We start from the raw sequence: 18,420 nt of genomic DNA, 5'->3' as shown, positions 1-18,420 counted from the left end.
CTGCCCCCGCAGCCCCCACGCGGCCCCACCGGCACGGCGCCGCCGCCACACCCGGGCGTGGCGGCGGCGCGGACGGGTCAGTTGCTGATCACGCTCGCGGGGACGGGCTCGTCGTGGGCGAGGGCGCCGAAGAGCTTTCCGGCGCGGGCCCGGTCCCAGGTGATGTAGGCGCCCACGGACGGGGTCTGCCCGGTGCCGCCGATCGGGACGGTCGTCGTCCGGCCGCCGCCGCCGCTGACGCCGCGCATCGCCCACATCATGCGGGCCAGGTCGTAGAGGTGGTCGTGGTCGTCGACCAGGAAGTTGCTGGTGGCGTTGAGGGCCATCGGGACGCTGCGGAACGGGTTGAGCAGCACGCCCGGCCCGGTGGACTTCTTCATCAGGGCGCCGAAGAACTGGCGCTGGTGCTCGACGCGCTCCAGGTCGGCGCGGGCGTAGGCGCGGGACCGGACGTAGCCGAGCGCGTCCTTGCCGTCCAGGGTCTGGCAGCCGGGCTTGAGGTCCAGCTTGGCCTTCGGGTCCTTCATCGGGGACTTGACGCAGATGTCCACGCCGCCGACCGCGTCCACCACGCCGACGAAGCCGCTGAAGCCGATCTCGGCGTAGTGGTCGATGTGGACGCCGGTCGCGCCCTCGACCGTCCGGACGAGCAGCTTCGGGCCGCCGAACGCGAACGCCGCGTTGAGCTTGTTGGAGCCGTGGCCGGGGATCGGGAGGTAGGAGTCGCGCGGGAGGCTGACGAGCGTGGTGCCGCCGGAGCCGTAGTGCAGCAGCATCATCGAGTCGGTGCGGCGGCCCGCGGCCTGGCCCGTCCCGAGCTTGTGGCGCTGCTCGCGGGACAGGCCCGCGCGGCTGTCGGAGCCGACGATCAGCCAGTTCGTGCCGGGCGTGTCGGCGACGCGGCCCGCATAGTCCGAGAGGACGTCCTCGCGCTTGAGCCGCGAGTCCAGGTAGAAGTAGCCGCCCACCACGACCAGCACGAGCACGAGCACCAGGACCCCGAGGACGCGGGGCCACCGCCGCCGCCGGGGGTACCCGGACGGGCCGTCGTGGGCGCCCTGGCCGTGGCCGCGGAACTGGTCCCCGCCGTGCTGGCCCCCGTAGGCGTACGGGTCCTCCGGCGGGACGGGAGCGGACCTGCTGTGCGCCACGGGGACACCTTCCTGCGAACCACCCGGTCCGAACGCCGGGAACGTCCTTCAACAGTAGACATTCCCGCCGCGTGCCCGCGTCCCTCCGGCGCATGATTCACCGGCCCGTGACGTCATCTCCGTCGCCGACGCGCCACGGGCCGCGGTCAGACGAAAGGCTTAATCACAGGTAGTTCCCGGGTTCGAGGTCGCGGATCGGCCGGGCGGCGGCCAGGTCCCCCGCGCGCAGCTCGCGCACCTCGTCCGCCCCTGGCGTGCCCGCTCCGGTGATGCGGCGGCCCTGCTGCGCGATGGCCGCGTCCAAGAGGTTGCGGACGAACCGGGCGTTACCGAACGACGCGCCGCGCGGCTCCTCCGCGATCCGCCGCCGGACGGCGGGCAGCACGTCCTCGGCGAGGGTGTACCCGTTCGCGGCGGCCATCGACTCGAAGATCGTGACGAGTTCGGCCGTCGAGTAGTCCGGGAACCGCAGCACCTTCGGGAACCGCGACGCCAGGCCGGGGTTGGAGTCCAGGAACGCGCGCATTTCCGCGTCGTACCCGGCGACGATCACCACCAGGTCGGACCGGTGCTCCTCCATCAGCCGCAGCAGCTCGGCGACCGCCTCGTGCCCGAAGTCGCGCCGGTCGCCGCCGGGCGCGCCGAGCGTGTACGCCTCGTCGACGAACAGGACGCCGCCGAGCGCCCGGTCCACGGCGGCCCGGACGCGCGGCGCGGTCTGCCCGATGTACTGGGCGACCAGGTCCGCGCGCGTCACCTCGACCAGGTGCCCGGACGACAGCAGCCCGAGCCGCAGGTAGACGGCCGCTATCAACCGCGCGATGGTCGTCTTCGCGGTGCCGGGGTTGCCCATGAACACCATGTGCCGGGTGGGCGTGCCGAGCGGTATCCCGGCGTCGCGGCGCATCTGCTCGGCGCGGGCCTCGGCGACCAGCGCCGCGACCTCCTGCTTGATCGCCGACAGGCCGATGAGCCGCTCGATCTCCGAGAACGGGTCGCCGGGGACGGTCTCGAAGTCGGGCGCGGGGCTGTCGGGGACGTCCACGAGCAGGATCTCGTCCAGCGACTCGGTCCCGTCCACGACCCCGTCGGCGAGGACGCGCCGGCCCTGCCGGGCGATCGCGCGGTCCAGCAGGCTGATCGCGAGCCGCGCGTTGGCCAGGCCCCGGTCGCGGGGCGCGGCGCGGACGACCGCGCGGACCTTCTCAAGGACACCGTCGGCGAGGGCGAACCCGCCGTCGGCGGCGCGGGCGGCGAACAGCTCGGCCAGCTCGTCGTCGGCGAGGTCGGGGAAGCGCAGCGTCCGGACGAACCGCGCCGACACCTCCGGATGCGACTTCAGCAGCCCGTTCAGCTCGGCCTCGGGCCCGCCAAGGACGACGACCAGCTCGTTGCGGTGCGTCTGGACGGCCGTGAGCAGCACGTCCAGCAGCTCCTGCCCGCGTCCGGCGTCGGAGGCGAAGGTGTGGGCGTCGCGGACGAGCAGCACCCCGCCGACCGCGCGCTCCACCACGCGCCGCACCCGCAGCGCGCTCTCGCTGCTGTACTCCCCGATCAGGTCGGCGCGGTCGACCTCGACCAGATGGCCGCTGGCGAGGACGCCGAGGTCGGCGTAGATGCGGCCGAGGATCCGCGCGATCTTGGTCTTGCCGGTGCCGGGGTTCCCGGCGAACACCAGGTGCCGGGACCGCTCGGCGATGCCCATCCCGGCCTCGCGGCGCATCCGGGCGGCGCGGGTCTCGGCGACGAGCGCGTGGATCTCCCGCTTGACCGGCTCGATCCCGACGCACGCCTCCAGCTCGGCGAGCGGGTCGGTCTCGACGGCGCCGGCCGGGACGAGCCGCTGCGGCAGGTCGCCGAGCCGCACCTCCGGCGGCACCGCGCCGTGCCGCGACCGCGCGGTCGCCGCGCACTCCTCGGCCAGGTGCTCCACGAGCCGCGCGCCGCGCAGGTTGAGCAGCGGCGGCGTCCGGCTGAGCAGGACGCCCGCGGTGCGGGCGACGTCGGGCGCGACGGTCGCGCCCCGGGCGGTGACGGCGCGGCGGAACAGCTCGGTGAAGTGGTCCTCGGCGAAGTCCACGGTGCGGGCGGTGCGGAACGCGCGCACGAGCGCCGGGTTCAGGTCGAACAGCCGCAGGTCGCCGTCGGGACGGCAGAGCGCGACGACGTCCAGCCCCGGGCAACGGGCCATGAGGCAGCGCAGTTCCTCGACGGCCGCCGCGCCGCAGGTCTCGTGCCCGGCGAGGCGTTCCAGGTCGTCCACGACGAGCAGCAGCCGGCTCTCGACGCACTCGCGGACGCGCGCCTGCAACCACAGGACGGCGTCGCTGACCGTCAGCGAGGCGAAGACCTGGTCGGAGATCCACAGCGCCTCGCGGACGGCCCCGGCGTCGACTAACGCCAGCTCGACCAGCTCGGCGGCGGTCCCCTTGCCGGTGCCCTCGGGACCGGCCACGAGCAGCCGGACGGGACGGTCGGCCGTCAGCCGTTCGGTCAGCGCCCGTTGGAGCGCGGCCGTCAGCTCGGGCTGCCCGACGAGCACCCCGGACCCGGCGTCGGGGCCGGCGATCTCGGCCGGGGCGGGCGCCGTCTCCTCGCGCGGCCGGGGCACCTGGAGCGCGGACGTCAGGATGTTCGCGACGGGCCGGTGCCCGAACAGCCGCCGCACGTCGAGCTGGAACGCCCGGACGGGCAGCGGGCTGCGCGGCGCCGTCGCGGCCTCCGGCAGCCCCTGCAGCGCGCCGATGACGCGCGTGCCCATGTCGAGCCAGGCGCGGCAGGCGTCGGCCTCGCCCGCGACGAGCCCGCGCGCGAGCCACGCCCGGACCTCGCGCTGCCAGGTCTCGACGACGAAGCCGCCGCGCAGCGCGTGCGTCCGGTCCTCGACGGCGGCGTAGACGGCGAGGCCCGCGGCGGGCGCCAGCTCGGCGGGGACGGCGGTGAGCCCGGCGGCCAGCAGCAGCCGGGCGAGCGCGGCGTCGAACGCGTCGAACGCCCCGAGCGCGGCGAGCAGCCGCTCGTGCGCGGCGGCCAGGCCCGCGCAGGCCCAGCCGAGGTAGGCGACGGGCCCGGCCAGCTCGGGCAGGACGGAGAGGATCTCCTCGGGCAGCCCGGCCGTCCACTCGTCGGCGAGCGCGGCCTGCGGGACGGTCAGCGCCCGCTGCCGCAGCGCCGGGTCGGCCGCGCGCCGGTCGAAGATCTCCAGCAGCGCGCGGCGGCGGGCCTCGACCGGCGCGAGCCCGGCGAACAGCTCGACCCCGTCGCGGGCGAGGTCGAAGGTGACGGCGCGCAGTTCGGCGTCGTCCCCGGCGGGCTCGGGCAGCCACAGGCCGGGCGGGCGCCACCGGCCGCCCTGGGTGAACCAGGCCACGGCGTCGCGGACGGGCGGCTCGGGCGCGGCGAGCAGCCCGGCGAGCAGTTCGTAGTCGACGTCGCCGCGCGAGCCCCCGCGGACGGCGGCGGCGCCGAGCAGGAACGTCAGCAGCGACCACGCCTCCGCGCCGGCGGCCGTGGTCGTCGGGGCGTAGACGTCGCGCAGCGACCGGGTGAGCCGGCGGGCGCGCGGATCCCGGTTGTAGGCCGCGACCCGCTCGCGCAGCTCCTCGTACAGCCCGTCGGGGACCCGCCACGGACCGTGCGCGTACACGTCGAGCACCGGCTCGTCCGTGAGGAGCAGTTCGAGGTGGTCGGGCAGACGGGGAGCGCTCACCGATGGCAATCCTTCACGTGCGAGGGCCGCGGTACGTAGGTTTCTGGTGAGCAGATTACGACCCTCCGCGACCGGACACAGCCCCCCATGACGCGAAGACCGACCGCCTCGCGGCGTTAGTCCGCAATGGTCGCGCTGGAAGTTTCCGTCGTCAGAGCGGCAGCGGCGTCGGACGCTTCGGCTCGCGGCCGTCCCCGGACGAGCGGCCCGTCGCGCGGCGGCCGATCCACGGGAGCAGGTACGTGCGCGCCCAGTGGAGGTCCTGGCGGCGCTGCGTCAGCCAGTCGGGGGCGGTGCCGGGCTCGGGCCAGGGCTCGTGCCAGCTCCCGTCCACGTCGAGGCCGATGGCGTCGGCGACGCGCAGCGCCATCCGGCGGTGGCCCTCGGGCGACAGGTGCAGCCGGTCCTCGTACCAGGCGCGCGGGTCGTGGAACGCCGACGCCGACCACAGGTCCACGACCGTGCAGCCGCGCACGTCCGCGATGGCCCGCAGGTGCATGTTGAACGTGGCCGCCTTGCCGCGGATGCGCCCGCCCGCGCGCAGCTTGCCGGTGTCGAAGCCGGTGAACACGACGACGTGGGCGCCGGTGCCGCGCAGCCGCCGGACGGCGTCGTCGAACACCACGGCGAGCGCGTCGGGGTCGGCGCCGGGACGGATCATGTCGTTGCCGCCCGCGCAGAACGTCACGAGATCGGGGTCCAGCCCGACGGCGCGCGGCACCTGCTCGTCCACGACCTGGCGGAGCAGCTTGCCGCGCACCGCGAGGTTGGCGTAGCGCAGGCCTGGCCGCTCGCGCGCGAGGTGCTCGGCGAGCCGGTCGGCCCAGCCGCGGAACCGGTCGGGCTCGCCGCCCGGGTCCGGGTCGTTCAGCCCCTCGGTGAAACTGTCACCGATCGCGACATAGGTCGTGGCCTGCTGCGCTTCCCCCATGACGGTCCCTCCGGGCCTGGATCTGTCACCACCGACGCAATGATGCAGTCTGCATACATCCTTACGCGACCGTAACTCCCGACCCACGGGCCGCCCGGATTATTCCCGGCGTCAGGTCCAGCTCGGCGTGACGCTCCCGGACGGCGCCCGCGACCCGCCGGGCGCCCGCATCGACAGCGCGTGCTGCACCAGCGCGATCAGCACCCGCTTGGTGGACTCGCGGCTGCGCGCGTCGCACTCCAGCACCGGCACGTGCGCGCGGATCGACAGCGCCTCGCGGATGTCCTCGACGGCGTACTGGAACTCGCCGTTGAACCCGTTGACGCCCACGACGAACGGCAGGCCCAGTTCCTCGAAGTAGTCCACCGCGGCGAAGCAGTCCTCCAGCCGCCGCGTGTCCACCAGCACGACCGCGCCGATCGCGCCGCGCACCAGGTCGTCCCACATGAACCAGAACCGCGTCTGGCCGGGCGTGCCGAACAGGTACAGGATCAGCTCGCTGTCCAGCGACACGCGGCCGAAGTCCATCGCGACCGTCGTGGTCGTCTTGTCCGGGACGGCCGTCAGGTCGTCCACGCCCGCGCTCGCCGCCGTCATGACCGCCTCGGTCGTCAGCGGCATGATCTCCGACACCGAGCCGACGAACGTCGTCTTGCCGACGCCGAACCCGCCGCCGACGACGATCTTCACCGAGGTCAGCTCGGCGTCCGGGCCGCCCGGCGGCCGGTCAGAGGTTGCGAAGTCCACTGAGCACCCTTTCCAGAAGCCCGACGTCCGCCGGCGCTCCCGCCGGACGCGACTGGTGCAGCCGCAGCAGTCCCTCGGCGGCCATGTCGGCGATGAGGACGCGCGCGACGCCGAGCGGCAGCCGCAGCAGCGCCGACACCTCCGCGACCGACCGCGCCGACCGGCACAGGTCCATGATCGCCCGGTACTCGGGCGTGAGCACCGCCACGTCGCGCGGCGGGAAGGGGGCGGCCGTGACCAGCGCCTCGACCGCGAGGTCGTAGCGCGGCCTGGTCCGGCCGCCGGTCACCGCGTACGGGCGCACCAGCGAGCTGCCGTCCTCGCCGGCGCCGGTGTGCGCGGCGTGCGCCGCGCCCGGCCGTCCCGGCCCCGCCGGCGCCGCCCGGCGGGGGCCACCATGATCCATCGCACTGACCTCCGTTGGTCGGTCCCAGGCCGGGACCGGTTCAGTACCGGTTCCGGCCGGCGCCGGGATCGGGCAGCGGCCCGGCGTCCTCCGGGCCGCGCAGCGCCGGGGTCAGGACGCGCCCGACCCGCTCCACCAGCAGCGTCATCTCGTAGGCGACGAGACCGAGATCGCTGTCGGGCGCCGCGAGGACGGCGAAGACCGACCCGTTCGCGATCGCCATGACGAACAGCAGCCCGCGGTCCATCTCGACCACGGTCTGGTTCACCCCGCCCGCCTCGAAGATCTTGGCGGCGCCCTGCGTCAGGCTCATCAGCCCGGACGCGATGGCCGAGAGCTGGTCGGCCCGCTCCGGCGGGAAGCCCGCCGAGTACGCCATCGGGAGCCCGTCGGAGGACACCACCACGGCGTGCGCGACCTTCGGGACGCGATCGACGAAATTCGTGACCAGCCAGTTGAGATCCTGCCCGCTCACCGGGAGCCTCCTGTCTCTCCGTCGTGGTGCGACGGAACGTCGTTGTCGCCCTCCGCGCCGGCGCCGCGCGTCTCCGCCCGTCCCTTGCGCACGCCGCGCTGGAGGCCGGCGAACCGCTCGCGGACGGCCGCCGCGGAAACGCCATGCTCCCGCTCCGGCGGCGCTGGCGGCGCACCGGGGTCGGGGGCGCCGGGCCGCGCGACCGCGCCGGGCACCCGGTTGCGGCCGGGGACCCGCTTGGGCAGGCCCGCCGCCGTCCGTCCGCTCCCGGCCGGGCTGGCGGCCGACTCGGCGGCGCGGAAGCCCGCGTCGGCCGGGGAGTCCCAGCCGCGCGCGGGGTCGTCGCGGGGGGCTTCGGGACGGCTCAGGAACCATTCCGAGCGCATCGCGTCGAAGATCGGGGACCGGTGCGCGGGCGGGCCGGGCGGCGCGGGCGGCGCGGGCTCGGCCGGTTCGGGACGGGCCTCGGGCCGCCGGGGACGCTCCGGACCTTCGTCGGGGAAGGTCTGGAGCGGGCCGCTGTCCCAGGTGAAGGGACGCGTCTGCGGCTCGGGCGCGTCCGTCGTCCCGGCCGGACGGAACAGGTCCTCGCCCGGCGCGCTCTGCCGGTCGCGGCCGGGCAGCCGCGCCCCCGGGGTGCGGACCGGCAGGTCCGACGCGGGCCGCCGCTCGCCGGACGGTTCGGAACGCGGTCCCGTCCCGTCCCCGACGACCGGGAGCGGAGCGGTCTCCAGGGACGGCAGCGACCCGGTCTCCCCCGGCGCCGACGGGAAACGCCCCGTGTCCCGCGCGGCGGGGAACTGCCCGGTGTCACCCCGCTGCGCGGGGAACCGGCCCGTGTCGAACGAACCGGTGTCACCCCGCTGAGCGGGGAACTGGCCGGTGTCGCCCGACACGGCGGGGAACGAGCCGGTGTCGCCGCGCTGGGCGGGGAACTGGCCCGTGGTCCCCGGCATGGCGGAGAAGGTGTTGCCCGGCAGGGCGGGGAACTGGCCCGTGTCTCCCGGAACGGCCGGGAACTGGCCGGTGTCGGCGCGTCCCGTGGAGCGTCGGCCCGCGTCCTCCGGTCCGGCGGGGAACCGGCCCGAGTCCCCGGCCAGGGAGGCGAACGGGCCGGTGGCCGGGAACTGGCCCGAGTCGCGCGCGGCGGGACGCGGGCCGAGGGCGGGCAGGCCGCCCGTCCCGGCCGACGCCGTCCCGGCCGCGCCGAGCAGCGCGGGCTCGGCCTCGGGCAGCCCGGCGCCGGTGCCGTAGCCGCGCGGCCCGCCGGGCTCGGCCGCCGCGATCACCGACGCGGGCAGCAGCACGAACGCGGTGGTCCCGCCGCCCTGCGCCGCGCGCAGCTCGACCCGGATCCCGTGCCGGACGGCCAGCCGCCCGACCACGAACAGGCCCATGCGGCGCGCCGCCGAGAAGTCGATGACGGGCGGGCTGGCGAGCCGCCGGTTGGCCTCGTCCAGCTCGTCGTCGGCCATGCCGACGCCGTTGTCGGTGATCTGGAGCATCGCGCCGCCGCCGCTGAGCTGCTGCCCGGAGATCGTCACCTTGGTGCGCCGGTCGGAGAACTCGGTCGCGTTGTCGACCAGTTCGGCGAGCAGGTGGACGAGGTCGTTGACGGCGGCGCCCGCGACGGTCATGTCCGTCCGGACGGTCAGCGCCACCCGCTCGTACTGCTCGACCTCCGACAGCGACGCGCGGACGACGTCGATGAGCGGGACGGGCCGGGTCCGCCGCCGCACCTGGTCCTGCCCGCCGAGGACGAGCAGGTTCTCGCAGTTGCGGCGCATCCGGGTGGCGAGGTGGTCGAGGCGGAACAGGTGGGCGAGCTGGTCCTCGTCCCGCTCGCCCTGCTCCAGTTCCTCGATGAGCTGGAGCTGCTGCTCGATGAGCGTCTGGCTGCGCCGCGAGAGGTTGACGAACATCGCGTTGATGTTGCCGCGCAGGACGGCCTCGTCGGCGGCGAGCCGGACGGCCTCCCGGTGGACCTCGTCGAAGGCCCGCGCGACCTGCCCGATCTCGTCGGCGGTGTGGACGTCGATCGGCTCGACCTCGATGCCGCCGCTGGCCGCGCCGGGGTCGCGGAGCCGGTCCACCAGGCTCGGCAGCCGGTTGTCGGCGACCTCCAGCGCGCCGACCTGGAGCCGCCGCAGCGGGCGGACCAGGGACCGCGCGACCGCGAGCGTCGCGAGGGCGGCGAGCACGAGCCCGGCGAGCAGCAGCGCGCCGTCGGTGATCGCGGCCTGCCAGGCGTCGTGCTTGAGGCCGCGGCTGCGGTCCACGAGCGACTGGATGACGCTGCGCTCGGCGGTGCGCATCTGCTCCAGCCGGGTGCTGCTGGCCTTGACCCACTGGACGGCGTCGCGCGGGCGCAGCGGCGCGACCGACAGGTTCGGCGACGTGCCGGACCGGATCATCGCCTGCTGGTACATCAGCTCGGTCTGGCCGATGTCGGCGCCGGTCACGACGTCCTCGTAGCGCCGCCGCTGGGCGGTGGACGCCGTCTCGCCGAACAGGGCGATCTGGCTCTCCCGCTGGGCGTGCAGGGACTGCAGCTCCTCGCGCTCGGACGGCGTCGCGAACCGTCCGGCGAGGATCGTGATGTTGAGCCGCGCGCGCTCCTGCGACGCGAAGTCCTTGGCGCGGGCGAGGGCGGCGAACGCGCGGGCGTCCTCGGCGAGGACGGCGTCGGGGCTGCCCTGCGCGACGAGGTCGTCCAGGTCCACGAGCGAGCCGACGAGCTGGCTGTAGACGTCCAGCGTCAGCGTCACCGACTTGCTCTCCTGGCCCGACTGCTTGCGCATCGTGCCGAGCGTGTCGAGCCGGTAGCGCAGGTCGCGCAGCCGGGATCCTGCCTGTTCGGAGTAGTCGCCGTCGTGGACGGAGCCGAGCGTGGCGCGGACGGCGGCGGCGGCCCGGTCGGTGTCGCGGACCTGTTCGTTGAGCGCGGTGAGCGCGGCGGGACGCTTGCGCCGGGGGAGGCTGAGGTACTCGACCGTCAGGTCGCGTTCATCCTCAAGTTCCTGAACGAAACCCGCCGTTCGATCACTGAGCGTAGCCAGTCGCTCGATGCGCGTGTAGACGGCCGCCTCGGTCATCGCGTCGTGCAGGCGCAGCCCGGCGAGGAGGCCGGCGACGGCTCCGGGGATGAGGACGAGCAGCACCAGGCGCGTCGCGACGCGGCGGTCGCCAAGGCGCAGGCCGCGTCCGCGCGGCCGGTGTTCGGGCTGGTAGACGGGGTCGTCGCGGAGGGGATCCGCGGCTGGTCCGGGGACCTGGACCCGTTCCGTGGCCGGTCGCACTTCCCTCCATCACCTTTCCTGGCGTCGGGCCGCGACGGGGGATTCGCAAGCGATCCGGCCCGTCGGCGCCCGTGACCCTCGAAGCCTCCGGGGGCTGGGTCATTGGAGCACAGAGTAATCCCTGCGACCAACCTGAAGTCCGTCATTCCACACATTGACAACTTTGACAGAGTTTCGGACTGTTTAACGCCGTGTGTCCGAATTAGATCTCACCTGGATAAACAGCCGGTTTGGAACGGTTTACGCTCCGCGCGCTGCGCTAGAGTCCCCCGACGATCAAGCCGTGCCCGCGGCTCCCCCGCAGCCGAAGGAGCGTGCATGCCGTTCCCCCGTCCCGTCCGGGCCGTCCTCGGCGGAGCCCTCGCCGCCCTGCTCGCCCTCGGCGCGACCGGCTGCGGCGACGGCGACGGCGCGCGGCCCGCCGCCGGACCGGAGAAGGCGGAGCTGACGGTCGGGACGATGCCGATCGCCGAGGGCGCGGCGGTCCAGATCGCCATCGACCGGGGCTACTTCCGGGCCGAGGGGCTGACCGTCCACCAGAAGATCGTCGCGGGCGGCGCGCAGGCCCTGCCGCAGCTCAAGGACGGCGGCCTGGACATCGCGCACTGCGGGCACGTCCGGGCCATCGCCGCGCAGGCCGGCGGCGGCTACGACCTGCGGATCATCGCCGAGGCGTCGCAGATGACGCCGAACATGGCTGGGGTGCTCGTCGCGCGGGACTCCCCCGTCACGTCCCTCGCCGACCTCGCCGGCAAGAAGATCGGGACGAACGCGCGCGGCGACGAGGCGAGCCTGCTCCTGCGCGCCGCGCTCCAGCCCTACGGGGTGCGGGTGGACGAGAAGGACATCGTCGTCGCGCCCTTCCCCGACCAGGAGCACCTCCTGAAGACCGGCGAGGTGGACGCGATCGTCGTCACCGAGCCGTTCGTCTCGGAGATCCAGGAGCACCTCGGCGCCCGGCTGATCTCCGACTTCTCCAGCGGCCCGACCAAGGACTTCCCGATGACGGGCTACGTCACGACCCGGCAGTTCGCCCGCCGGTACCCGAGGACGGTCGCGGCGTTCCAGCGGGCGTTCGTCCGCGCCCAGGCCGTCGCGGAAGACCGCGCGATCCTCCAGGAGGCGCTGCCCCGCTTCACCAAGCTGGACCCGCAGATCATCAGCGCGATGAACCTGCCCGCCTACCCGACGTCGGTCAGCGCGACCCGCCTGCAGCGCGTCGCCGACATCATGCGCGAGTTCGGCTACATCCGCCAGAAGGTGGACGTGACGGCGATGGCGGCGCCGATCGGGCCGTGAGCCGGGCGGGCTACTTGGCGTCGGCGTAGCAGTCGACCACGGACGTCTCCATCGGGAACACGACCGGCGTGCCGGGGAACAGCAGGTCGCGGGCCTCGTCGGCCGCGTCCGGGACGGCCGCCGCGACCGCGTCCGCGAACGCCGCCGGGGTGTGGACGATCACCTCGTCGTGCTGGAAGAACACCAGCCGGGGCGGCCCGAGCGCGGTCAGCCGGCGGCGCAGCGCGCCGAGCAGCGCCAGCGCCCAGTCGGCGGCGGTGGCCTGGACGACGAAGTTGCGCGTGAACCGGCCCCGGCCGCGCGTCGCCGCCGCCGCGCGGTCCCCGCCCGCCGACGTGAGCGCGCGCCACTCGGCCGACGGCGGCGGGCAGGTCCGGCCGAGCAGCGACCGGACGAGATGCCCCCGCTCCCCCGCCCGCGCGGCGGTCTCGACGTACTCGAACGCGTCCGGGAACCGCTGTTTGAGGACGGCGAGCAGCCCGGCGGCGTCGCCCGTCCCGCCGCCGTACATCGCCGAGAGCAGCGCGAGTTTCGCCTGGTCGCGCGGGGCGACCGCGCCGCCGGACGGGAACGCGCCGGCCAGCGCGGCGTACAGGTCGCCGTGCGCCGCCGCGTCGGCGAACGCCCGGTCGCCCGCGAGCGCGGCGAGGACGCGGGGTTCGAGCTGCGCGGCGTCGGCGACGACGAGCTTCCAGCCCGGATCGGCGACGACGGCGCGGCGCAGCGTGCGCGGGATCTGGAGCGCGCCGCCGCCGTGCCCGGCCCACCGGCCCGACACGACGCCGCCGACGATGTACTCGGTGCGGAACCGGCCGTCCCGCACCCACGCGTCCAGCCACGCCCAGCCGTGCGCGGTGTGCAGCCGCGCCAGCTCCTTGTACTCCAGCAGCAGCGGCACCGCCGGGTGGTCGGTCTGCTTCAGGACGTGGGCGCGCGTCGACGACACCGGACAACCCGCCGCCGCGAACGCCTTCACGAGCTGCGCCGGGGAGTCGGGGTTGACGCGGCTGCCGAACGCGGCGGCGATCCGGTCGGCGAGGTCCTGGAGGCGCTTCGGCCGCATACCGGCGGCCGGGCGCGGGCCGAGCCGTTCGGTCAGCAGCGCGTCGTGGCGCGCGGCCGACCAGGGCAGGCCGTCGGCCGCCAGCTCGGCGGCGACCAGCGCGCCCGCCGACTCGGCCGCCGCGAGCAGCGCGAACCCGGGCAGCGCGGCCGTCCGGCGGCGCTGGTCGGCGTGCACCTCGACGACGCGGTCGATGTCGTCGGGCTCGGGGCCGGTGTCGAACAGCGAGCGCTGCGGACGTTCGGCGGACGGCGGCGGATCACCCGGGACGGGCTCGCCGCGCAGCCGCGCCGAGGCCGCCGCCACCGAGCGCGGCTCGCCGTGCCGTCCGGCGTGGCCGACCAGCAGCGCCTCGGTCAGCTCCAGGTCGTGGCAGCGCGCGACGCGGACCCCGGCGCGCAGCAGCGCCGGGTACAGCCGGGCGGTGGCGGGCCACACCCAGCGTGGCGCGTCCGGTTCACGGGCCGCGACCGCCGCCGCGAGGTCGGGCACCGGAACGGCCGGGCCCGCGGGCACGCCGTCGTCGGCGAGCGGGCGCAGCACGCCCCCGCCGTCCGGCCCCGCCGCCACCGCGATCCTCACCCGTGCATTGTCGCGCGGGGGTACGACGAAACGCCGCGGCCCCGGCGTCCGCACGGGACGCCGGGGCCGGGGAGACGCGGATCAGGCCGCCAGCGGGACCTGCTGGCCGGGCGCGGTGCCCGGGTAGCGGTCCACGACCTTGTTGAGCTCGATCTGGTAGTACAGCACGCCGAAGCCGAGGATCCCGAGCAGGAACGCGAGGCCCCCGTTGCAGGACGGCTGCAGCCCGGCCGCGCGCTGCGCCTGCGCGATGCGCCCGCCGAGCTTGACGTACATGATGAGCGGCCAGATGCCGAGCGTGACGAAGCCGAAGATCAGCGACAACAGCGCGTTGGTCGCGGCGTCGCCGGTGCGGCGGTCGTAGTTGAAGAGTTCGGCGTGGACCTTGTAGAACCACACCAGCCCGTAGATGCCGAACGTGATGATCGGCAGCCCGAGCCAGGCGCCGACCGGGTTGCGGCGCTTCATGCTGTAACCGGAGGCGACCGGGGCCGGCGCGTGCTGCGGCGCCGGTGCGGGGGCGTATCCGCCCTGGTAGGCCTGCTGCTGATGCGGCTGCCCCTGCTGGGGATGGCTCATTCTGTGCTCTCCTTGGACGCGGTCATAACGCGGCCGACCGTCCGGTGTCGCCGGTCATCCTGCATGGTCGAGGGACGACTGTAGGGGAGCTGACCCGGCTTGTCCGTGGATTAAGCAACAGATTCGGGAAACCGCCTACATTTCGTTATCTGACGGACGTACCCGGAACAAGAGGGATACGCACCTCATCTTCGACCGGCGGACGCCGCTCGTGATCACCGCAGCCCGTCACGCCGAAACAGCGAATCCGCAGCTCACCGGCCGTGACATCGAGACGGAGAACGCTCTTGAAGAACGGCGGCGTGTCCCAGTCGGCCAACTCCGAGCGGAACCACTGCGGCACCTTGCGCACCGGCAGCCGCAGGAATCGCCACCGGCGGCGTCCGCCGCGCGGCACGCCGAGCGCCACCGCGACGAACCGGGCCCGCAGCGACGGCGGCGCGTCGTCGTAGCCGCGTCCGGGCCGGATGCCGAGCCGGTGCCGGACGGCGGCCGTCGCCTCGCGCGGGGACAGCTCGAACAGGCCGGGCATCCGTGTCCACTGGCCGTACAGCTTGGAGTAGCGCGACAGGGAGTCGCCGCGCAGCGGATAGCAGCGGAAGTCGTCCTCGGCGACGGTCCGGGTGCGGCGGACGACGTGCGTGGCGTGCATGAACGCCCCGCCGCCGCCCGCGACGATGTACTGGATCGTCCGGTCGCCGGCCTTCACCGGGTAGCGCTGGTAGTTGTGGATGTCGCCGCCGATCGCGGCGACGTAGTTGCAGGCCGGGTCGCGGACGATCGCGTCGACCGTCCCGCCGCCCTCGATCGGCCCGGGACGATGCCGGTCGTCCACCACCAGCGGCTTGCCGGTGACCAGCAGCTTCGGCTTCGGCCCGGCCGAAACGCCGCGCAGCCACGCGCCCTGGTCGCGGTCCAGCGTCCCGTCGATGCCGGTGTCGATGCCGACGATCCGCAGGTGCGGCGTGTCGATCGCCCAGTACGGGCCGGGCTGGACGGACCGCTGCACCGACGCCCCCCGGTAGGCCTCGCGCGCCGCGTCCAGGACGCCCTCGTCGGTCGGCGCCGCCGCGCGCCACAGCAGCCGCGCGGCCCCGGCCAGCGGCCCGCCGAACGCCGGCCGCGCGTGCCCGCCGCCGGGCTCGTCGCGCAGGTCGCAGAACACCCGGACGAAGCCGCGCAGCCCGTCGTACCAGTCGTGGTTGCCGGGCACCGCGTAGATCGGGCCGGGGTAGCCGCAGTAGGGACGGAAGAACTTTTCGGGGTAGTCGGCGGAGTCACCCGTCGGGTAGATGACGTCGCTGGCGATGACCAGGAAGTCGGTGCCCGCGCCGATCTGTTCCAGCGCCGGGACGACCGCGTACTGCGACCGGTCGCCCTCCCCGGTGTCGCCCATCAGGACGAACGAGAACTCCTCGGCCGTCCGCTGGAGCGTGAACGCCGCCGGGGTGCCGCGCTCGGCGAGGGCCGCGACCCACGCGCGGCGGATCTCGTTCGACGGGTCGCCGAACAGCCGGGCGACGACGTCGTTGCGCGACCGCCACAGCGTGGACGGCCGGTACCAGAACAGCCGCCGCGTCCGGGGCGGGACGAGCGCCTCGAACGAGCCCGGCGCCGCGCACGTCCAGCCCGCGCCGGCCTCCGACGTCCGCGAGTTGCCCGACGCGGGCTCGGGCTGGGCCGCCACGGCGGATCGTCCTCCGGGGGTGCGGAACGGTCCGCCCACAGGGAGGAGCGGGCGGTACCCGGACAGGCCGGGCACCGCCACTTTCGCGGTCGCGCGGACGGCGCGTCAAGCCGTATGCGCAAGGCGGATCCGCCTTAGTGCGCTCCCTTTCCGGTGAGGGCGCGGACCTCCAGTTCGGCGAAGCGCTCGTCGGTGCGGGCGCGCGACAGGACCGTCCCGAGGAAGGCGCACAGGAACCCGACCGGGATGGAGATCAGGCCCGGGTTCTGGAGCGGGAACGGCGCGACGGTGTCGGCGCTGAACAGGGCGTCGGCGTTGCCCTTGGGCAGCGTGCCGGACGCGCCGCCCCAGCAGATCGGGCTGAGCAGGACGAGCCCGACCGCCGCGACGAGCCCGCCGTAGATCCCGGCGACCGCGCCGCTCGTGTTGAACCGCCGCCAGAACAGCGAGAACAGCAGCGTCGGCAGGTTGGCCGACGCGGCGACCGCGAACGCCAGCGCGACGAGGAACGCCACGTTCAGCCCGCGCGCGAAGATCGACAGCACGATCGCGACCGCGCCGATGACGAGCGCCGACAGCCGCGCGACCCGGACCTCGTCGCGTTCGGTGGTCTTCCCGCGCCGCAGGACGCTCGCGAAGATGTCGTGCGCGAACGACGAGGACGACGCGAGCGTCAGCCCGGCGACGACCGCGAGGATCGTCGCGAACGCCACCGCCGCGATGACCGCGAGGAACACCGCGCCGCCGGTGGTGCCCGCGCCGCCGCCGAGGTGCTCGGCGAGCTGCGGCGCGGCCGTGTTGCCGCCCTTGTCCTGCGCGACGATGGCCTTGCCGCCGACGAGCGCGGCGGCGCCGAACCCGATGACCAGCGTCATCAGGTAGAACACGCCGATGATGCCGATCGCCCAGTTGACCGACGCGCGCGCGGCGCGGGCGTCGGGGACGGTGTAGAAGCGGATGAGGATGTGCGGCAGCCCCGCGGTGCCGAGGACGAGCGCGAGCCCGAGCGACAGCAGGTCCAGCTTGGACCAGGCGTCGGTCGCGCCGTACTTCAGGCCGGGCTCCAGGAACGCGGCGCCCTTGCCGCTGCGGTCGGCCGCCGCGCCGAGCAGGTCGGACGGGTTGAACCCGTACTTGGCGAGCACCCAGACCGTCATGACGAGCGCGCCGCTCATGAGCAGGACGGCTTTGACGATCTGGACCCAGGTCGTCCCCTTCATCCCGCCGACCGTCACATAGAAGATCATCAGTGCGCCGACCAGGACGATCGTCCAGACTTTGGCGGCCTCGCTGGACGTCCCGAGCAGCAATGACACGAGCGCCCCCGCGCCGACCATCTGCGCGAGCAGGTAGAAGATCGACACGACGATGGTGGAGATCCCGGCCGCCGCGCGGACGGGCCGCTGCCGCATCCGGAACGCCAGCACGTCCGCCATCGTGAACCGGCCCGAGTTGCGCAGCATCTCGGCGACGAGAAGCAGCGCGACGAGCCAGGCGACCAGGAACCCGATCGAGTAGAGGAACCCGTCGTAGCCGGACAGCGCGAACATGCCCGCGATGCCGAGGAACGACGCCGCCGACATGTAGTCGCCGCCGATGGCGAGGCCGTTCTGGAGCGGGGAGAAGGAGCGTCCGCCCGCGTAGTAGTCGGCGGCGGTCCGCGTCTGCCGGCTCGCCCGGATCGTGATGAAGAGGGTGATCGCGACGAACACGGCGAACAGCGCGATCGAGATCGTCCGGTGCTCGTTCTCCGAGGTGGCGAGGACCAGGGGGGCGCTCATGACGCGTCCTCCGACGCGCCGACGGCGGCGGCCAGCGGTTCGAGCCTGCGGCGCGCGTACCGCTCGTACGACCAGGCGATGAGGAACGTCGACACGAATTGCAGCAGCCCGAAGACCAGCGCCACGTTGATGTTGCCCACGACCTTGGTGCCCATGAAGCCGCGCGCGTAGGCCGACAGCACGACGTACAGCAGGTACCAGACGAGGAACGCCACCGTCATCGGCAGGACGAAGCGGCGGAACGCCGAGCGCAGCCGCGCGAACTCGGGGCTCTCGGCGAGGGAGAGGAACGCCGCTTGGTCGGGAGCGGACGGCGTTCCGGGCGAATCGGTTGTCACATGTACCTCCGGCGTTGGTCGCCATCGGCGTCTACCCGGCCGGGAAGTCGGTCACACCGGGTGACGCCGCGCGGACCCTTCGGGTCCTATCGGTTCATGAGAGCAAGAACCGGCGCGGTCCGTGGAGGGTGGGAGATGAGACCGAAGCGGGGACGATGCAGAAATGAGACCCACGTCACAATGGATGCGCTCTATGCCGTCCGGACGCGTCGAGGCGCGGCCTCCGCCGAGGGAGGCCGCGCCGAAATCCGCGCCGCTCGGCCGTGCCGGAACGATCGGGTCAGCGTCCGCCGTCCGGCCGGCCCCGGTCCGCGGCCCGCGCGGGGAGCCGCCGGACGGGAACGGGTCCGGCCGCACACGGCGGCCGGACCCG

Annotated in this window: 13 protein-coding genes; 1 reads left to right on the top strand and 12 read right to left on the bottom strand. The window is 74.3% G+C overall.

The features are described 5' to 3' along the window. Window positions 1-77 precede the first annotated feature (77 nt). The 7 genes from BTM25_RS26455 to BTM25_RS26425 form a co-directional block, all read right to left on the bottom strand. On the bottom strand, window positions 78-1,151 hold the full coding sequence (locus BTM25_RS26455) for an LCP family protein (RefSeq protein ID WP_103565788.1): 1,074 nt from the start codon (window positions 1,149-1,151) through the stop codon (window positions 78-80). 163 nt (window positions 1,152-1,314) lie between these two features. Continuing rightward, on the bottom strand, window positions 1,315-4,860 hold the full coding sequence (locus tag BTM25_RS26450; protein ID WP_103565786.1) for an AAA family ATPase: 3,546 nt from the start codon (window positions 4,858-4,860) through the stop codon (window positions 1,315-1,317). Window positions 4,861-5,011: 151 nt separating this feature from the next. Then, complete coding sequence (locus BTM25_RS26445; RefSeq protein ID WP_103565785.1) at window positions 5,012-5,791, bottom strand: SGNH/GDSL hydrolase family protein; 780 nt, start codon at window positions 5,789-5,791, stop codon at window positions 5,012-5,014. A 111-nt stretch (window positions 5,792-5,902) separates the two neighbouring features. Then, window positions 5,903-6,490 carry a GTP-binding protein gene (locus BTM25_RS26440; RefSeq protein ID WP_103565937.1) on the bottom strand — a complete coding sequence of 196 codons (588 nt, stop codon included), beginning with the start codon at window positions 6,488-6,490 and terminating at the stop codon, window positions 5,903-5,905. 28 nt (window positions 6,491-6,518) lie between these two features. Further along, window positions 6,519-6,944 carry a DUF742 domain-containing protein gene (locus tag BTM25_RS26435; protein ID WP_103565783.1) on the bottom strand — a complete coding sequence of 142 codons (426 nt, stop codon included), beginning with the start codon at window positions 6,942-6,944 and terminating at the stop codon, window positions 6,519-6,521. Between the two features lie 40 nt (window positions 6,945-6,984). Next, a complete protein-coding gene (locus BTM25_RS26430; RefSeq protein ID WP_103565781.1) occupies window positions 6,985-7,419 on the bottom strand; it encodes a roadblock/LC7 domain-containing protein in 435 nt (144 codons plus the stop codon). Continuing rightward, a complete protein-coding gene (locus BTM25_RS26425; protein ID WP_103565780.1) occupies window positions 7,416-10,718 on the bottom strand; it encodes a nitrate- and nitrite sensing domain-containing protein in 3,303 nt (1,100 codons plus the stop codon). Before BTM25_RS26425 ends, BTM25_RS26430 begins: the two co-directional genes overlap by 4 nt. Window positions 10,719-11,036: 318 nt before the next feature. Here BTM25_RS26425 and BTM25_RS26420 point away from each other — a divergent pair, with 318 nt between their 5' ends. Then, a complete protein-coding gene (locus tag BTM25_RS26420; RefSeq protein WP_103565778.1) occupies window positions 11,037-12,017 on the top strand; it encodes an ABC transporter substrate-binding protein in 981 nt (326 codons plus the stop codon). A 10-nt stretch (window positions 12,018-12,027) separates the two neighbouring features. Here the strand turns inward: BTM25_RS26420 and BTM25_RS26415 are convergent, their stop codons facing one another. The 5 genes from BTM25_RS26415 to BTM25_RS26395 form a co-directional block, all read right to left on the bottom strand. Beyond that, window positions 12,028-13,662 carry a bifunctional 3'-5' exonuclease/DNA polymerase gene (locus BTM25_RS26415; protein WP_103565777.1) on the bottom strand — a complete coding sequence of 545 codons (1,635 nt, stop codon included), beginning with the start codon at window positions 13,660-13,662 and terminating at the stop codon, window positions 12,028-12,030. An 81-nt stretch (window positions 13,663-13,743) separates the two neighbouring features. After that, window positions 13,744-14,241 (bottom strand): DUF4234 domain-containing protein, encoded by a 498-nt coding sequence (locus BTM25_RS26410; RefSeq protein ID WP_103565775.1) that lies wholly within the window; start codon window positions 14,239-14,241, stop codon window positions 13,744-13,746. Between the two features lie 145 nt (window positions 14,242-14,386). Continuing rightward, entirely contained in the window at window positions 14,387-15,928 is a 1,542-nt protein-coding gene (locus BTM25_RS26405) for a metallophosphoesterase family protein (RefSeq protein ID WP_103565773.1), read from the bottom strand. A gap of 134 nt (window positions 15,929-16,062) precedes the next feature. Continuing rightward, window positions 16,063-17,709 carry a solute symporter family protein gene (locus BTM25_RS26400; RefSeq protein WP_103565772.1) on the bottom strand — a complete coding sequence of 549 codons (1,647 nt, stop codon included), beginning with the start codon at window positions 17,707-17,709 and terminating at the stop codon, window positions 16,063-16,065. After that, window positions 17,706-18,047 (bottom strand): DUF485 domain-containing protein, encoded by a 342-nt coding sequence (locus tag BTM25_RS26395; RefSeq protein WP_103565770.1) that lies wholly within the window; start codon window positions 18,045-18,047, stop codon window positions 17,706-17,708. The genes BTM25_RS26400 and BTM25_RS26395 overlap by 4 nt, the downstream gene beginning before the upstream one ends. Window positions 18,048-18,420 lie beyond the last annotated feature (373 nt).

Origin of the sequence: Actinomadura rubteroloni, assembly GCF_002911665.1 — a bacterium.
Taxonomy (GTDB): domain Bacteria; phylum Actinomycetota; class Actinomycetes; order Streptosporangiales; family Streptosporangiaceae; genus Spirillospora; species Spirillospora rubteroloni.
This window is presented reverse-complemented; position numbering and strand designations above follow the sequence as displayed.

What these genes read in the sequence shown, in the direction of transcription:
- BTM25_RS26400 (WP_103565772.1), bottom strand. Translation starts at nt 17,709, where the DNA reads ATGAGCGCCCCCCTGGTCCTCGCCACCTCGGAGAACGAGCACCGGACG.
- BTM25_RS26420 (WP_103565778.1), top strand. Translation starts at nt 11,037, where the DNA reads ATGCCGTTCCCCCGTCCCGTCCGGGCCGTCCTCGGCGGAGCCCTCGCC.
- BTM25_RS26445 (WP_103565785.1), bottom strand. Translation starts at nt 5,791, where the DNA reads ATGGGGGAAGCGCAGCAGGCCACGACCTATGTCGCGATCGGTGACAGT.
- BTM25_RS26435 (WP_103565783.1), bottom strand. Translation starts at nt 6,944, where the DNA reads ATGGATCATGGTGGCCCCCGCCGGGCGGCGCCGGCGGGGCCGGGACGG.
- BTM25_RS26410 (WP_103565775.1), bottom strand. Translation starts at nt 14,241, where the DNA reads ATGAGCCATCCCCAGCAGGGGCAGCCGCATCAGCAGCAGGCCTACCAG.